This window comes from Micromonospora sp. PRAS1, from assembly GCF_059553435.1.
In genome coordinates this window covers 73,900-89,938 of the sequence record NZ_JCANNB010000005.1, presented here as the reverse complement: position 1 = coordinate 89,938, position 16,039 = coordinate 73,900, and the positions used below count along the sequence as shown (strand labels likewise).

The 16,039-nt window shown below is 71.8% G+C and carries 12 protein-coding genes; 7 read left to right on the top strand and 5 right to left on the bottom strand.

Annotation, left to right across the window (positions count from 1 at the left end):
* Positions 1–183: 183 nt before the first annotated feature.
* On the top strand, positions 184–1,770 hold the full coding sequence (locus AC507J_RS07015) for a serine/threonine-protein kinase (protein ID WP_496288243.1): 1,587 nt from the start codon (positions 184–186) through the stop codon (positions 1,768–1,770).
* An 11-nt stretch (positions 1,771–1,781) separates the two neighbouring features.
* On the opposite strand, the gene AC507J_RS07010 is transcribed toward AC507J_RS07015, so the two are convergent.
* The 5 genes from AC507J_RS07010 to AC507J_RS06990 form a co-directional block, all read right to left on the bottom strand.
* Positions 1,782–2,840: a glycosyltransferase family 4 protein gene (locus tag AC507J_RS07010; protein WP_496288368.1), complete on the bottom strand. Its 1,059-nt coding sequence runs from the start codon at positions 2,838–2,840 to the stop codon at positions 1,782–1,784.
* A gap of 149 nt (positions 2,841–2,989) precedes the next feature.
* A complete protein-coding gene (locus AC507J_RS07005) occupies positions 2,990–3,661 on the bottom strand; it encodes a BON domain-containing protein (protein WP_496288242.1) in 672 nt (223 codons plus the stop codon).
* Positions 3,662–3,778: 117 nt separating this feature from the next.
* Positions 3,779–5,464, bottom strand: coding sequence for a S1C family serine protease (locus AC507J_RS07000; protein ID WP_496288241.1), 1,686 nt, complete (start codon positions 5,462–5,464; stop codon positions 3,779–3,781).
* A 62-nt stretch (positions 5,465–5,526) separates the two neighbouring features.
* On the bottom strand, positions 5,527–7,101 hold the full coding sequence (locus AC507J_RS06995) for a HAMP domain-containing sensor histidine kinase (RefSeq protein ID WP_496288240.1): 1,575 nt from the start codon (positions 7,099–7,101) through the stop codon (positions 5,527–5,529).
* Positions 7,098–7,799 (bottom strand): response regulator transcription factor, encoded by a 702-nt coding sequence (locus AC507J_RS06990; protein ID WP_496288239.1) that lies wholly within the window; start codon positions 7,797–7,799, stop codon positions 7,098–7,100. The genes AC507J_RS06995 and AC507J_RS06990 overlap by 4 nt, the downstream gene beginning before the upstream one ends.
* A gap of 92 nt (positions 7,800–7,891) precedes the next feature.
* Between AC507J_RS06990 and AC507J_RS06985 the strand changes: the two genes are divergently transcribed.
* The 6 genes from AC507J_RS06985 to AC507J_RS06960 all read left to right on the top strand — a co-directional run bounded on the left by AC507J_RS06985 (position 7,892) and on the right by AC507J_RS06960 (position 16,020).
* Complete coding sequence (locus AC507J_RS06985; RefSeq protein ID WP_496288238.1) at positions 7,892–8,539, top strand: hypothetical protein; 648 nt, start codon at positions 7,892–7,894, stop codon at positions 8,537–8,539.
* A 146-nt stretch (positions 8,540–8,685) separates the two neighbouring features.
* Complete coding sequence (locus AC507J_RS06980; protein WP_496288237.1) at positions 8,686–9,621, top strand: ABC transporter ATP-binding protein; 936 nt, start codon at positions 8,686–8,688, stop codon at positions 9,619–9,621.
* Positions 9,618–10,433 (top strand): ABC transporter permease, encoded by an 816-nt coding sequence (locus AC507J_RS06975; RefSeq protein WP_496288236.1) that lies wholly within the window; start codon positions 9,618–9,620, stop codon positions 10,431–10,433. Before AC507J_RS06980 ends, AC507J_RS06975 begins: the two co-directional genes overlap by 4 nt.
* A 301-nt stretch (positions 10,434–10,734) precedes the next feature.
* Positions 10,735–14,523, top strand: a complete 3,789-nt coding sequence (locus AC507J_RS06970; protein WP_496288235.1) for a multifunctional oxoglutarate decarboxylase/oxoglutarate dehydrogenase thiamine pyrophosphate-binding subunit/dihydrolipoyllysine-residue succinyltransferase subunit — start codon at positions 10,735–10,737, stop codon at positions 14,521–14,523.
* A gap of 79 nt (positions 14,524–14,602) precedes the next feature.
* Positions 14,603–14,782 (top strand): DUF6104 family protein, encoded by a 180-nt coding sequence (locus AC507J_RS06965; protein WP_496288234.1) that lies wholly within the window; start codon positions 14,603–14,605, stop codon positions 14,780–14,782.
* A 212-nt stretch (positions 14,783–14,994) separates the two neighbouring features.
* Positions 14,995–16,020, top strand: a complete 1,026-nt coding sequence (locus tag AC507J_RS06960; RefSeq protein WP_496288233.1) for a glycoside hydrolase family 6 protein — start codon at positions 14,995–14,997, stop codon at positions 16,018–16,020.
* Positions 16,021–16,039 lie beyond the last annotated feature (19 nt).

The window sequence follows — 16,039 nt, the reverse complement described above, 5'->3', positions numbered from 1 at the left end:
CCGCCCACGCGCGGTCATCCCGACCTGCCCGCGGTCCGCTGCACCGGGCTGGCGACAGGCGCCGGGCCACCCCGCCGAACACGCTCCGTACCCGGCTTGTGGTGACCGGCACCGATGGCTCGCAGTGCGTTGACAGCGGAGCAACATTCGCGCAACCTGATACCGCTACCACCTATGAGGCAGGTGCGATCCTTGAAGCCAGCACTGCAGCCCGGCCGGTTGCTGGCCACCAGATACCGGCTGATCAACCAGATCGGTGCCGGTGGCATGTCGGTGATCTGGCGGGCCCACGACGAGGTGCTCGACCGGGTGGTCGCGCTGAAGGTGCTCGCCCCGTCGCTGGCCGCCGACGCCCGGTTCCGGGACATGGTCCGCGAGGAGGCCCGGGCCGCCGCCCAGCTCGTCCACCCGCACGTGACGTCGGTCCACGACTACGGCGAGACCGTCTCACCGGACGGCTCCATCACCTCGTTCGTGGTGATGGAACTGCTCTCCGGTGAGGAACTGGAGTTCCGGCTCACCGAAGGGCCGCTGCCCTGGCCCGAGGCGGTGGAGATCGGCGCCCAGGTCGCCGACGCGCTCGCCAGCGCACACCGGCTCGGCATCGTGCACCGGGACATCACCACGGCCAACGTGATGATGACCCAGGTCGGCGCCAAGGTGCTCGACTTCGGCATCGCCGCCCGGATCGGCACGCCGGACGACGACGAGGACGGCGCCACCTTCGGCACCCCCGCGTACGTGGCTCCGGAGCGGCTCGACGGCTCGCCGGCCCAGCCGGCGACCGACATCTACTCGCTCGGTGTGCTGCTGCACGAGACGCTGACCGGCCGGGTGCCGTACCCGGCGGACACCTGGGAGGAACTCAGCGTCGCGCTGGCGGAGGGCGCACCACCCACGCTCACCGGAGTGCCGGGCCTACCGCAGGCGGTGGCCGAGATCTGCCTGCGCTGCCTGTCCCGCGAGCCGGCCGACCGGCCCACCGCCCGCCAGGTGGCCACCGTGCTCCGCGACCAGCTGCTGCCCGCCGATCCGCAGGCCAGCACGATGCTCGCCCCCACCGTGACCCTCCCCGCGCTCGAACCGCCGCGTACCGCCCCGACCGGGGCGTCACCGGCAGTTGCCGGCGTCGCGGCACCGGGCCTCCTCGGTGTCGCGGCCGACCCGCCCGCCGCCCCGGGGTCACCGGGCGCGCCCGAGCAGCCCGCAGGCGACCCCGCCGCTGAGGAGCGCCCCGGCGTACCGTCCCGGCGGTTGTTGCGTCCCGCGCTGCTGGTGCCGGTGGCTGCGGCACTGGTCGCCGCGGCGCTGGCCATTGCGGCGCTGCTGCCGGACGACCACGAACCTCCCGTCGCGCTGCCAAGCGAGGCGCCGACCGCGCAGCTCGAGCCGACGCCATCGGACGACGCCCCGAGCGCCCAGCCCTCGGTCGCGCCGTCGACCAGGCCGGCACCGCAGCCGAGCCCGTCCGTCCGGCCATCGGAGCCGCCGGCCGGAACGGACACCCTGGTCGAGGCCGCGAACCGGCTGGAAGCGGTGATCAGCGCCGGCCTCGCCGACGGCGGCATCCGCGAGGACGTCGGCCTCGACCTGCAAAACGAGCTACGCAACCTGACCCGGGCGGTGGCCGGCGGAGAGGGCGAGCTGGGGCCGGGAGTCGCCCGGCTGCGCGAGAAGGTCTCCACCCGGCTCGGCGAGCAGGCGCTGAGCCCGGCGTACGCCCAGGAGCTGGACGCGGCCATCGCCGCGCTGGGGGCCGCGCAGACCTGACCCGGATGGGGTCAGCCCGGCCTGCTGCGAACGGGTTCCCGCACGCCGTCCGGCGGCCCGGCGGCGAGGAACCCCCGGTACACCGCCTCGTAACCGGCCGCCATCCGCTCGGTGGAGAAGGTCCGCGCGACGTGCGCCACGCACTCCGCCGGGTCGAGGTCGGGTGCCGCGCGCAGCGCCGTCGGCAACTCCTCGGCCGAGGCACAGACGATCCCGGTCACGCCCGGCCGGACCAGTTCCGGTACCGCCCCCCGGTCCAGCGCCACCACCGGCGTACCGGTGGCCATCGCCTCCAGCATCACGATCCCGAACGGCTCCTCCCACTGGATCGGCATCACCAGGCAGCGCGCCTCGATCAGCAGCCGGAGCACCGCCTCCCGGTCGGCGTCGAGCACCACCGTGACATCCGGACCGAGCAGCGGTCGCACCACCTCGTCGTAGTAGCGCCGCTCGGCAGGTTCGTTGCACTTACCGGCCAGCACCAGGGGCAGGCCGGCGGCGCGGCAGGCCCGGATGGCCAACTCCGGTCCCTTGTCCGGGCTGAACCGGGCCAGCCACAGCACCGGGCCGTGGCTGGCTTCGCTCTTGCGCGGGAAGGCGTCGGTCTCCATCGCGTTGTGCACGGTGCCGACCCACGGCAGCCGGGGGTTCAGGCGGCGCTGGGCGTGCGAGATGGCGACCAGGCCCACGCCCCGGTCGGTGTCACCGAGCACGGTGCCGTACTCGCCCACCGGGTTGCCGTGCACGGTCGCCACCGTCGGCACCTCCCGCCGCCCGGCCACCAGCGGGCCGACCGTGGTGTGGTCGTGCACCAGGTCGAAATCGGCCGCGCTGAGCAGTTGGTTCACCCGGGCCAGGTGGGCCAGTTCCGGCAGCGACTCGCCCAACCGGTCGTACTGGAGGTCGTCAAGCATGGCGAGGTAGTCGGCGGCGGTGCCGTGCGCCTCGCCGGCACCCATCAGCGTCACCGCGTGGCCCCGGTCGATCAGGGCATCCACCAGGCCGGCCACCACCTGCTCCAGCCCGCCGTAGCCGGGTGGCGGCACCGACAGCCAGGGCGGCACCACCATCGCGATCCGCAACCGGTGCTTACCCTCGGCGTGGTTGTCGGGCACGGGTCCTCCCCCCGTCGGTCGGTGGCGTCCGGCCCGGCGGGCAACGCCGGACCGGAGCGGTTTCCCGGTGCCAGCACCGGCAAACCGGACATCGCGTGCGCCCTTCAGCCGCCCACCAACAGGTCGACCCGTACCCCGCACACTCCCTCGGCCGACCAGGCGACCCGTTCCGCCTGGTCGCGTTCCCACCAGGACCGCACCACCCCGCTCAGGGCCACCGTGTCGCCGTGCACCTCGACCGTGACCCGTTCGGTGCCGATCCCGCGGAGCAGGGCGCGCTGCACATCGCGCCGGATCCGGTCGGCGTCCGGCGGAGCGGCGGGCGTCACCTCGACCAGGTTGGTCACGCCGCGTACGCCGCGCAACCGGCGCAGCTCCCGCTCGGCCGTACGCCGCTGCCAGCCGAACTCCACCTCACCCCGGAGCATCAGCCAACCGTTCGAGACGGTCAGGTCGAGCCGCTCGGCCGGCACGAAGCTGTTCCACTCCAGCGCCCGGCTGGCCGCGAGGGCCAGCGCGTCGTCGGTGATGTCGACCGGCCCGACCGGACGTACCTCGATGTCGTCGGCGACCGCCCGCACGCCACGGATCCGCTGGGCGACGCGGACGGCGGCCCACCGGCGCGCGGCGCTGTCCACCTGACCGGTCAGGGTCACCACGCCGCCGCCGACGGTGACCCCGATGTCGAGCGAGCGCACCTGGGCGTCCCAGGCGAGTTCCTCGAGCACGTCGCGCTGGATCCGGTCATCGGTCCGAGCCGCTGCCGTGGTGGTCATGGCACCCCCATCCGCCGCACGAGGTCTTCACCGGTGAGGCTGCCGGGCGGACGGGTGAGCCCGGTTCACCCGCAGCGGGTGAACCGGGCTCAGGAGGAGGGCGGCAGGTTCCTGGGGTTAGGACGCTTCGGCGAGCGTCACGGTTGCGTTCGACTCGGACCCATTTCGCTGGAACGTCACCTCGACCTGATCACCGACCTTGCCGGCCTGCACGGCACCGACGAGATCGTTCGCGTCGTTGATCACCTTGTCGCCGAATCGGGTGACCACGTCGCCGCGTTGCAGCCCGGCCCGTTCGGCGGCACTGCCGGGGCTGACGTTGTCGATCCGCGCGCCGCCGTCCGGAGCGTCGTTCACGCCCACCCCGAGCGACGGGTGGCTGACCTTCTCGCCCCGCTGGAGCTTGTCCGCGACGTCCTTGGCCTTGTTGCTCGGGATGGCGAAGCCCACTCCGATGTTGCCGGTGTTGCCCTGCCCAGCGGTGGCGATCGCGGTGTTGATGCCGATCACCTCGCCCCGGGTGTTGACAAGCGCGCCGCCCGAGTTACCGGGGTTGATCGGCGCGTCGGTCTGGAGCAGGCCCGAGATCGAGCTGACCGCCTGACCGGGCAGCTGCTGCCCGCTGCTGGCCTGGATGGTGCGGTCCCGGGCGCTGAGGATGCCCGCGGTGACCGAACCCTGTAGCCCGAGCGGGCTGCCCAGCGCGAGCACCTGGTCGCCGACCTGCATGGCATCGCTGTCGCCGAAGGTGGCCGGCTGGAGGTCGCGTACCCCGCTGGCCTTCAACACCGCGAGGTCGGTCTTCGGGTCGGTGCCGCGGATCTCCGCCTGGGCGTTGGTGCCGTCGGCGAAGAACACCCGGACGCTGCCGCCGTCCGCGCCGGCGATCACATGGTTGTTTGTCAGCACGAAGCCGTCGGCGGTGAGCACCACCCCGGAGCCCTCACCGCTGCCGGTGCTGATCGAGACGACGCTGTCCTGCACCGAGGCGGCGATGCGGGGCAGGTCGGCGCTGTCGATGACGGGTGCGGCGGAGTAGGTGCGGGTGATGCCGCCGCCGTCGTTCAACGCCAGGGCCAGCGACCCGCCGGCGACGCCGCTGCCGAGCATCAGCGCGAACACCGCCACGCCGGCGCCGACGAACTTGGCGATCCGGCCCGGCCGTACCCCGCTCGACGGGGTCGGCGACCACGGTGCCGGCTGTCCCGGGTAACCGCTTGCCGTACCGCCCGGATAGCCGACTGCCGTACCGCCCGGATAGCCGGCGGACGAGCCGCCCGGATAGCCGGCGGACGAGCCGCCCGGATAGCCGGCGGTCGAGCCGCCCGGGTAGCCGCCGGCCGACCCCGGATAGCCGGTGGTCGAGCCGCTGGAGTAGGCGTGCTGCTGCCCCGGATAGCCCGGGTGCCCGCCGCCCGACTGGGCACCGCCGGCCCAGCCGGAGTGGCCCGACTGGCCGGAGTACCAGGAGGTGCCCGGGTAGGGCGGGGCGGAACCGGGCTGGCCGGTCTGGTGGGGATGCTGGCCCGTCGGCGCCCAGGCGGGCTGCCCGGAGACCGGCGGGGTCGATGTGGGCGGGCCGGCGGTGGGCGCGCCCGGCAGGGTCGGCTCGCCGTCGGACCCAGCGGGGCCGGACGGCGTCTCGACGGCACGGACCGGGACGGTCGGTGCCTCGGCGGTCGGATCGTCCGCCGGTACGGATGAGGAGTCGGCCCACGCGTGCTCGGCGCGGGGCAGCTCGGAGTGCGACGGCTCGGCGTCGGTGCGGGCCGGCCGGCGCGGGTCGGACTCGTACTCGGTCATGTCCCCACCCTCCCCCATCGCTCTGCGATCCGCCTTGGGCTGGCCTGAGGATTCGCTGAAAGTCACGGCAGTTCGGCGTCCACGTCCGGGGCGAGCGGCAGCCGGACCCGGAAGGTGGCACCCCCGCCCGGTGTCTCGCTCACCTCCACGCTGCCCTGGTGCACCGTCACCAGCGCCGCGACGATGGCCAGGCCGAGGCCGGTGCCGGTGTTGCCGCCCAACCGGCGGGTACGCGAGGCGTCCGCCCGGTAGAACCGCTCGAAGACCCGTTCCGCCTGCTCCCCGGTGAGCCCGGGACCGGTGTCGGCCACCTCGATCACCGCCAGGTTCTCCGGTTCGGTACGCAGCCGCAGCGTGACGGCCGCCTCCGGCGGGGTGTGCCGCAGCGCATTGGTCATCAGGTTGCCGATCACCTGCCGCAACCGCGCGTCGTCGCCGCGTACCACAAGCGGGCCGGAACCGGGCGCGATCTCCAACTCGATCCGCCGGTCCGGCGCCATCACCCGGGACGCCTCGATCGCGTCGGCGGCCAGCACCGGCAACTCCACCGGGGCGAGCGAGAGCGGCCGCTCACGGTCCAGCCGGGCCAGCAGCAGCAGGTCCTCCACCAGCAGCCCCATCCGGGCGGCCTCGTCCTCGATCCGGCGCAGCAGGTCGGCGGTCTGCTCGGGCTCCCGGGCGGCGCCCTGCCGGTACAGCTCGGCGAAGCCACGGATGGTGGTCAGCGGCGTACGCAACTCGTGCGAGGCGTCCGCCACGAACTGCCGCATCCGCTCCTCGGAGCGGCGGGCCCGGGCCTCGGAGGCGCGGGCCGCCCCGGCGGCCTCGCGGGCGGCGGCCTCGGCGGAGCGGGCCGCGGACTCCGAGGCCGCGCGGGCGGTGAAGGCCATCTCGATCTGACTGAGCATCGCGTTCAGGGCCCGGGAGAGCCGCCCCAGCTCGGAGGTCGGGCAGGGCTCGCCGTCCTCCGGGTCGGGCACCCGCCGGCTCAGGTCACCGCCGGCGATGGCGGCGGCGGTACGTTCGATCTCGACAAGCGGCTTGAGGCTGGTCCGGACGATCGCCGCGCCGAGCGAGGCGAGCAGGATCAGCACCGCCCCGCCCACCAGCACGTCTATCCAGACCAGCCGGGTGACCGCCCGGTCGACGTCGGTCAGGTGCTGGCCGATCGCCACCCACTGCCCGTTGGGCAGTTCGGTGTAGAGCATCTGCCAGCGCACCTCGCTGCCCCGGGACTTGGTGGGGAACGGTTCACCGGCGAGGTTGGCGAACCCGGCCGCGTTCCTCGGCCAGGGCGGGAGGTCGGCGTCGCTAAACCGGCGGCTGTCGAACCCGAAGTCCTCGACCGCGCCGGAGTCCCGGTTGGTGATCACCACCACGTAGTCGGTGGGCACGACGCTGTCGCTGCGCAGCACGAGCGTGGCCCCGGGCCGGCTGTTCAGCTCGTTCTCCAGCTGGTTGACCACGTTGATCAACTCCGCGTCCACCTGGTCGACCAGGTAGCTACGCAGGAAGAACGTGGTCAGCGAGCTGATCACCAGCAGCGCGGCGGCGACCAGGGCGAGGACGGCCGCGACCAGCTTGACGCGCAACGGCACCGCGCGCAGCCGGGTCTTGCCCTGCTGTAGGGCGTTCACGCCGCCGGCTTGCGCAGCACGTAACCGACGCCACGGAGGGTGTGGATCAACCGGGGCTCGGTGTTGTCGACCTTGCGTCGCAGGTACGAGATGTACGACTCGACGATGTTGTCGTCGCCCCGGAAGTCGTAGTTCCACACGTGGTCGAGGATCTGCGCCTTCGACAGCACCCGGTTGGCGTTGAGCATCAGGTAGCGCAGCAGCTTGAACTCGGTCGGCGAGAGCTGGACCCGCTGACCGGCCCGGTACACCTCGTGGGTCTCCTCGTCCAGCTCCAGGTCGGCGAAGGTGAGCCGGGCGGGGGCCTGCTCGCCGGTGCTGGTGCGACGCAGCACCGCCCGGATCCGGGCGGTCAGCTCCTCCAGGCTGAACGGCTTGGTGACGTAGTCGTCGCCGCCCAGGGTCAGGCCGCGGATCTTGTCGTCGGTGGCGTCCCGGGCGGTCAGGAAGACCACCGGGGTACGCGTGCCGCCCTCCCGCATCATCCGGATCACCTCGAAGCCGTCGAGGTCCGGCAGCATCACGTCGAGCACCACCAGGTCGGGCCGATGGTCCCGGGCGGCGCTGAGCGCGGCCGAGCCGCTGGTGGCGGTGGCCACGTCGAAGCCCGCGAAACGCAGGCTCGCGGAGAGCAGTTCGAGGATGTTGGGATCATCCTCGACGACGAGCAGTCGCGCCTCGGTCTGGGTAGCCGCCATGCCGCCCATCATCCGTGCAATCGCTGCGCTACTGCTGGGCAGACCCTGAAAAAAGCCTGTGAGCAAGCGGCCGACGCCGCGGGAGGAGTCCGATGATCATCGAGGCACGGTTCAACGGCCCACCCGGCTCGGGTAACGGCGGCTGGAGCGCCGGGGTCTTCGCTGAGGCGTACGGCGTACCCGGTCCGGTCGAGGTGACCCTGCGCCGGCCGCCGCCGCTGGACACCCCGTTGGCGCTCGCCGATGGCCAGGTGCACGACCCGGCCGGTGCGGTGATCGCACAACTGCGGCCGGTCGAGCGGTTCGACGAGGTGGTGCCGCCGGTCGACCTGGCGAGCGCACGGGCCGCCTCGGCGGCGTACCCCGGGCTGGTGGAGCACCCCTTTCCCGACTGCTACGTCTGCGGGCCGCAGCGCACCGACGGCCTGCGGATCTTTCCCGGGCCGCTGCCGGACGGTCGGACGGCAGCGCCGTTCCAGGTACCGGAGCGGGTGACCGCCGCCACCGTCTGGGCCGCGCTGGACTGCCCCGGCGGCTGGGCGGTGCTCGCGGCGGGCCGGCCGTACCTGCTCGGCCGGATCACCGCTGCGGTCGAGGCGCTCCCCCGCCCCGGCGACGAGTGCGTGGTGACCGGCCTGGCAGTCGGCATCGAGGGACGCAAGGCGTCGGTGCGCACTAGCCTGTACGCGCCGGACGGCAGTCTGCTCGGCCGCGCCCATGCCATCTGGATCGCCCGGTAGAGCGATTCGTCGATCGGGTCGTACCTGGGGAGGAGACGACTCCTGCCTGCGACGGAGAGGGATCTCCGGAGCGCGCCCGATTGATTTGGTTGACCGCTACCGTCACGCTGTGCAACGGCGCCTCCCGGCGCCACGGGAGGAGAATGATGTCCGACGGGCAGCCACGCCCCAACAATGACGCGCAGATCGTGGTATCCGGCCTGACCAAGCAGTACCGCAACGTGCTCGCGGTCAACAACTTGTCGTTCACGGTCGAACCGGGCCGGGTCACCGGCTTCCTCGGTCCGAACGGTGCGGGCAAGACCACCACGCTACGCATGCTGCTGAACCTGGTCACCCCGACCGCCGGAACGGCCACCATCGGTGGTCGCCGGTACCCGGATCTGGCCGATCCGCTGCGCCACGTCGGCGCGGTGCTGGAGGCGTCCAGCGCACACAAGGGTCGTACCGGGATCAACCACCTGCGGGTGATCTGCGCGGCGGCCGGACTTCCCCGGCAGCGCGCCGACGAGGCACTGGCCCTGGTCGGGTTGTCCCCGGCGGCGAAGCGCAAGTTCAAGGGGTACTCGCTGGGCATGAAGCAGCGGCTCGGTATCGCCGCCGCGATGCTCGGCAATCCGCAGGTGCTCATCCTCGACGAGCCGGCCAACGGGCTCGACCCCGAGGGCATCCGGTGGATGCGTGGGTTCCTCAAGGGTCTCGCCGCCGAGGGCCGCACCGTGCTCGTCTCCAGCCACCTGCTGTCGGAGATGCAGCTGCTCGCCGACGACGTGGTGATCATCGCCGCCGGGCAGCTGGTCCGGCAGGGACCGGTCGACCAGGTGATCGGGTCGATGGCGCAGGGCGTCCGGGTCCGGGTCCGCACCCCGCAGGCGGAGGCGCTGACCGCCGCGCTGGCGGGTGACTCCGCCACGGTGGAGAGCGACGGGCAGGGCAACCTGCTGATCGCCGGAGTGGACGCGCCGGTGGTGGGCCGGGCCGCGCTGGCGGCCGGGGTGGAGCTGCACGAGCTAACCACCGAACGACCCGACCTGGAACGCGTGTTCCTGGAACTGACGGCCGGAAAGGCGGGCATTCGATGAGCAACCTGGTCCGCTCCGAACTGCTCAAGATCCGTACGACCAGCACCTGGTGGTGGCTGGCAATCGGGGCGTTCCTGTCGATCGCCCTGGCGTTTCCGTTCAACGCCTGGCTGTTCAACGAGACGGTGAGCGGTGGCGGCGAGGAGTTCGGCGTCACCGGCGACGCGGCGTCCGCTCCGGCCCAGGCGGCGAACCTCTACACCTCGGGGCAGTACCTCGGGCTGCTGTTCGTGATGCTGATCGGCATCCTGATGGTCACCAACGAGTTCTTCCACCAGACCGCCACCACGACCTTCCTGGCCACCCCGCGGCGCACCGCGGTGATCACCAGCAAGCTCATCGCGGCCAGCCTGCTGGGCTTCGCGTTCTGGCTGGCCACCACGGTGATCGACCTCGTCGGCGGCGCCGCCTTCCTGGCGCTGAACGACTACGGCACCCTGCTCGGTGAGTGGGAGGTCCAGCGGGCGCTGCTGCTCAACCTGATGGCGTACGCCATCTGGACCGTGCTCGGCGTCGGCATCGGCACCCTGATCACCAACCAGCTGGGTGCGGTGATCACCGCCTCCGTGCTCTACCTGATCGGCACGCAGGTGGTGGGCCTGCTCTTCCTGCTGCTGTCGAACTGGCTGGACAGCATGGCCGTGCTCAAGTGGCAGGTGATCTGGCCGGCGGCCGCGTCCCAGATCATGATCACGCCGGGCGAGAACGAGATGCTGCCGGCCTGGTGGGTCGGTGCCCTCGTCCTGATCGGGTACGCCCTGGTGAGCGGCATCGTCGGGGTGCTGATCACCCGGCGCCGCGACATTTCCTGAGCCCGGACGGCCCGATGCGGCCGTGATGGCGACCGGCGGGTCCGGTTCACCGGTGACAACCGGCGGACCGGGCCCGCCGCCCGTGTCAGTCCCACTGCCGGTCTCTCTTAGCAGCAAGCAACGGAACACGCAGCGCTTACCGAACTTCTGGCATCTTCTGTGAATCGGACCACGCGATGGAGGCGGAAATGCCGCAGGGATCGCTACGGCGTAGCCTTGGATCCGTCCTGTGTGCGCCCGTTCCGGCGCCACCGGACACCGCGTGACACACAAACCCGCGTGAAAGAGGCGATTACCGGCCGTGTCGACCCAGCAGACTTCGCAGGAGAACCCACTGGCGGGTTTCGGCCCGAACGAGTGGGTCGTCGAGGAGATGTACCAGCGCTACCTCGCCGACCCCGGCAGCGTCGACCCGGCCTGGCACGACTTCTTCGCCGACTACCGGCCCGGCCCGGGCGCGGCCCGGGCGACCGAGGGTGCCGGCGCCGGCAAGGCGGCCGAGGCCACCCGCACGCAGCCCGCCCCGGCCAAGAACGCACCGGCCAGCAAGAACGCACCGACCAGCACGCCCGAGCCGGCGGCCAAGTCCGAGCCGGCGGCGAAGACCGCAGCCCCCGCCAAGGCCGAGCCGCGTACCGCGCCGGCCCCGGCGAAGGCGCAGCCGGCCAAGGGTGGCGACTCGGCCAAGGCCCGGCCGGCCAAGGCCGAGGCGGCGAAGAGCGCGCCGACCGCCACCGGGGCGCAGACCACGCCGCTGCGCGGGGTGGCCGCCAAGATCGTCCAGAACATGGACGCCTCGCTGGCCGTACCGACCGCCACCAGCGTGCGCGCCGTGCCGGCCAAGCTCCTGGTCGACAACCGGATCGTGATCAACAATCACCTGGCCCGGGGACGCGGCGGCAAGGTCAGCTTCACCCACCTGATCGGCTACGCGCTGGTCCGGGCGCTCGCCGCGCACCCGGAGATGAACAACTCCTTCGCCCAGGCCGACGGCAAGCCGGCGATGGTCCGCCCGGAACACGTCAACCTGGGCATCGCCATCGACCTGACCAAGCCCGACGGCAGCCGCAACCTGGTGGTCCCCTCCATCAAGAGCTGCGAGCAGATGGACTTCCGGCAGTTCTGGCAGGCGTACGAGGACGTCGTCCGGCGCGCCCGCCGCAACGAGCTGACCATGGAGGACTACTCCGGCACCACGATCTCGCTGACCAACCCGGGCGGCATCGGCACCGTGCACTCCATGCCCCGGCTGATGCAGGGCCAGAGCGCGATCATCGGCGTCGGCGCGATGGAGTACCCGGCGCCGTACCAGGGCATGAGCGAGGCCACCCTGGCCGAGCTGGCGGTCAGCAAGGTCATCACGCTGACCAGCACGTACGACCACCGGATCATCCAGGGCGCGCAGTCCGGCGAGTTCCTCAAGGCCATGCACGAGCTGCTCCTGGGTGAGCACGGCTTCTACGACCAGATCTTCACCTCGCTGCGCATCCCGTACGAGCCGGTGCGCTGGATGCGCGACGTCGCTGTCGACAGCGAGGGTCAGATCAACAAGACCGCGCGGGTACACGAGCTGATCCACTCGTACCGGGTCCGTGGCCACCTGATGGCCGACACCGACCCGCTGGAGTTCAAGATCCGCAAGCACCCGGACCTGGACGTGCTCCAGCACGGGCTGACCCTGTGGGACCTGGACCGGACCTTCCCGGTGAACGGCTTCGCCGGCAAGCAGCGGATGAAGCTCCGCTCGATCCTGGGCGTGCTGCGCGACTCGTACTGCCGTCGGGTCGGCATCGAGTACATGCACATCCAGGACCCGGCCGAACGCCGCTGGATCCAGGAGCGGGTCGAGCGCAAGTACGAGAAGCCGCCGGCCGACGAGCAGAAGCACGTGCTCAACCGGCTCAACGCGGCCGAGGCCTTCGAGACCTTCCTCCAGACCAAGTACGTCGGTCAGAAGCGCTTCTCGCTGGAGGGTGGCGAGTCGCTGATCCCGCTGCTCGGTGAGATCCTGGAGTCCGCCGCCGAGGGCGGGCTGGACGAGGTCGTCATCGGCATGGCGCACCGGGGTCGGCTCAACGTGCTGGCCAACATCGTCGGCAAGCCGTACGAGAAGATCTTCTCGGAGTTCGAGGGGCACCTCGACCCGCGCTCGACCCAGGGCTCGGGTGACGTGAAGTACCACCTCGGCCAGAACGGCAAGTTCACCACGCCCGACGGCGACCACTCGGTGAAGGTCTCGGTGGTGGCGAACCCGTCCCACCTGGAGGCCGTCGACCCGGTGCTGGAGGGGATCGTGCGGGCCAAGCAGGACCGCATCGACCTCAAGCTGGAGGGCTACACCGTGCTGCCGCTGTCGGTGCACGGCGACGCCGCCTTCGCCGGCCAGGGCGTGGTGGCCGAGACTCTCAACCTGTCTCAGCTGCGCGGCTACCGCACCGGCGGGACCGTGCACGTGGTGGTGAACAACCAGGTCGGCTTCACCACCGCCCCGGAGTACTCCCGGTCCAGCCTCTACAGCACCGACGTGGCCCGGATGATCCAGGCACCGATCTTCCACGTCAACGGCGACGACCCCGAGGCCGTGGTCCGGGTCGCCCGGCTTGCCTTCGAGTACCGGCAGGCGTTCAACAAGGACGTCGTGATCGACCTGGTCTGCTACCGGCGGCGCGGCCACAACGAGGGCGACGACCCGTCGATGTCCAACCCCCAGATGTACAAGATCATTGACTCGAAGCGGTCGGTCCGCAAGCTCTACACCGAGGAGCTGATCGGGCGGGGCGACATCACCGTCGAGGACGCCGAGGAGCTGCTGCGCGACTACCAGGCCCAGCTGGAGCGGGTGTTCAAGGCCACCCGGGACGCGGCCAGCACGCCGCGCCAGCTGAGCCGGCCGCCCCGGCAGGACGAGCCCGAGCCGCAGGTGGAGACAGCCACCGACGCGTCGGTGGTGAAGGCCGTCGGCGAGGCGCACGTCAACCTGCCCGAGGGCTTCACCCCGCACAAGCGGATCCAGCAGCTGCTCGACCGGCGGGCCCGGATGTCCGTCGAGGGCAACATCGACTGGGGCTTCGGCGAGATCATCGCCTTCGGGGCGCTGCTGCACGACGGGGTCACCGTCCGGCTCGCCGGCCAGGACTCGCGGCGCGGCACCTTCGTGCAGCGGCACGCCTCGGTGGTCGACGCGGAGACCGGCGAGGACTACCTGCCGTTGCAGTCGCTTACCGGCGACGGCGAGCGGTCCCGCTTCTTCGTGCACGACTCGCTGCTCTCCGAGTACGCCGCGATGGGCTTCGAGTACGGCTACTCGGTGGAGAACCTCGACGCGCTGGTCTGCTGGGAGGCGCAGTTCGGCGACTTCGTCAACGGCGCCCAGTCGGTGATCGACGAGTTCATCTCCTCCGGCGAGGTGAAGTGGGGTCAGCGCTCGGCGGTCACCCTGCTGCTGCCGCACGGCCACGAGGGGCAGGGCCCGGACCACACCTCCGGCCGCCCGGAGCGGTTCCTCCAGCTCTGCGCCGAGGACAACATGCGGGTGGCCATCCCGACCACCCCGGCGAACTACTTCCACCTGCTGCGCCGCCAGGCCCTCTCGCCGAAGCGCAAGCCGCTTGTGGTCTTCACGCCGAAGTCCCTGCTGCGGCACAAGCTCTGCGTCTCGTCGGTGGAGGACTTCACCACCGGCACCTTCGCGCCCGTGCTCGCCGACGGGGCCGCTCCGGCGCCGGAGCAGGTCAAGCGGGTGCTGCTCTGCTCGGGCAAGGTCTACTACGACCTGTTCCAGGCCCGGCAGGAGCGCGGCATCACGGACACCGCGATCGTCCGGCTGGAGCAGCTGTACCCGATGCCGGTGGAGGAGATCCGGGCCGCGCTCGCCCAGTACCCGAACGCCGAGGACTTCGCCTGGGTCCAGGAGGAGCCGGCCAACCAGGGCTCCTGGTCGTTCGTGGCGCTCAACCTGCTGGAGCACCTTGACGGGGTCCGGCTGCGCCGCATCTCCCGCCCCGCCGCCGCCGCACCGGCCGTCGGCTCGGCGAAGATGCACGAGGTCGAGCAGACCGCCCTCATCGAGGCCGCGCTGCCCCGCCCGTAACCCGTAACCCGCCCCGCCCGCCTGCGCGCCGATCCCGGTGAGCAGGCGGGCGGGCTCATGCAGAGCGAGAGGACGTACCGTGTATTTCACCGATCGCGGGATCGAGGAACTGGTCCAGCGGCGCGGCGACGAGCAGGTGAGCATGGAGTGGCTCGGCGAACGGCTGCGCGACTTCGTCGACCTGAACCCCGAGTTCGAGACCCCGATCGAGCGGTTCGCCACCTGGCTGGCCCGCCTCGACGACGAGGACGACGACTAGACCTCGCACTCGGCTGGCCTGCCGGGGGTGATGTTCCTCAGGACGCTGATTTCATAGAGAAATCAAAATTTCACTCTGAAATCACGCTGTGCAGGAAGTGCTTCCGGCTGGGCAGTCCGGCGTGCGACGGATGCCAACCCGGAGCGGTCTGGGGTCGTACGGCCTGGTAGGCCGCGCCCACCGGGGCCGGGACGGCAGGTACGGTGGCCGCCATGCCGCGCAGTTCCCGCAGCTCCACCTTGGCGGTGGGGCTCGCACTCACCGTCCTACTTTCCGGATGTGGCGCCGAGGCAGCCGGGCAGTTGCCGTCCGGGGCCTCCAGCGCCGGCCGCTCGTCGGTGCCGCTGCCGCCCGTCTTCTACGTCGACCCGCGTGGTGCCGCCGCCTGGCAGGTCACCGAGTGGGAGCAGGAGGGCCGGGTCGAGGAGGCGGCCACGCTACGCCGGATCAGCACCCGCCCGACCGCCCGCTGGCTGGTCGGTGACTCCGAGACGGTCACCGAAGAGGTGTCGGACTTCCTGGCCGGGGCGAGCCGCTCCGGCCAGACCCCGGTGCTCGTCACCCACAACCTGCCGGAGCGCGACTGCGGGCGACAGGGCGCGGGCGGCGCCGAGTCGGCCGCGGCGTACCAGGACTGGATCCGGCGGGTGGCCAGCGGGGTGAAGGGGCGCCCGATCACGATCATCGTGGAGCCGGGCGCGGTGCCGGACGCGGTGGACCGGTGCGTCGACGACGTTGACGAGCGACTCGGCCTGCTGCGGGACGCGGTGGCGGTGCTGCGCAGCACCGGCAGCGCCCAGGTCTACCTGGACGCCGGCCACCCGGCCTGGATCAAGGACACCGGCCGGTTGGCGGCGGCCCTGCGCCAGGCTGGCATCGCCGACGCCGACGGCTTCGCGCTCAACGTCGCGAACTTCATCGGTACGCCGCAGAACGTGACCTACGGCCACCGGATCTCCGACGCCCTCGGCGGTACGGCCACGTTCGTCATCGACACGAGCCGCAACGGCAGGGGCCCGTACCCGCGCGAGACGGTGCGCTCCGCGCCGAGCTGGTGCAACCCACCGGGCCGGGCGCTCGGCGCGGACCCCACCACCGACACCGGCCTGGACCGGGTCGACGCCCTGCTCTGGGTCAAGTACCCGGGCGAGTCCGACGGCGCCTGCCGCCCGGGCGAGCCGGAGAGCGGTGTCTGGTGGCCCGGGTACGCCCTCGGGCTCGCCGAGCGCGCCGGCTGAGAGGGCTGGCCCTCAGCCG

Excerpts from the sequence above, each read along its gene's own strand:
- AC507J_RS07010 (WP_496288368.1), bottom strand. The coding sequence starts at position 2,840 with ATGGTGGTGCCGCCCTGGCTGTCGGTGCCGCCACCCGGCTACGGCGGG.
- AC507J_RS07005 (WP_496288242.1), bottom strand. The coding sequence starts at position 3,661 with ATGACCACCACGGCAGCGGCTCGGACCGATGACCGGATCCAGCGCGAC.
- AC507J_RS07000 (WP_496288241.1), bottom strand. The coding sequence starts at position 5,464 with ATGACCGAGTACGAGTCCGACCCGCGCCGGCCGGCCCGCACCGACGCC.
- AC507J_RS06990 (WP_496288239.1), bottom strand. The coding sequence starts at position 7,799 with ATGGCGGCTACCCAGACCGAGGCGCGACTGCTCGTCGTCGAGGATGAT.
- AC507J_RS06985 (WP_496288238.1), top strand. The coding sequence starts at position 7,892 with ATGATCATCGAGGCACGGTTCAACGGCCCACCCGGCTCGGGTAACGGC.
- AC507J_RS06980 (WP_496288237.1), top strand. The coding sequence starts at position 8,686 with ATGTCCGACGGGCAGCCACGCCCCAACAATGACGCGCAGATCGTGGTA.
- AC507J_RS06975 (WP_496288236.1), top strand. The coding sequence starts at position 9,618 with ATGAGCAACCTGGTCCGCTCCGAACTGCTCAAGATCCGTACGACCAGC.
- AC507J_RS06960 (WP_496288233.1), top strand. The coding sequence starts at position 14,995 with ATGCCGCGCAGTTCCCGCAGCTCCACCTTGGCGGTGGGGCTCGCACTC.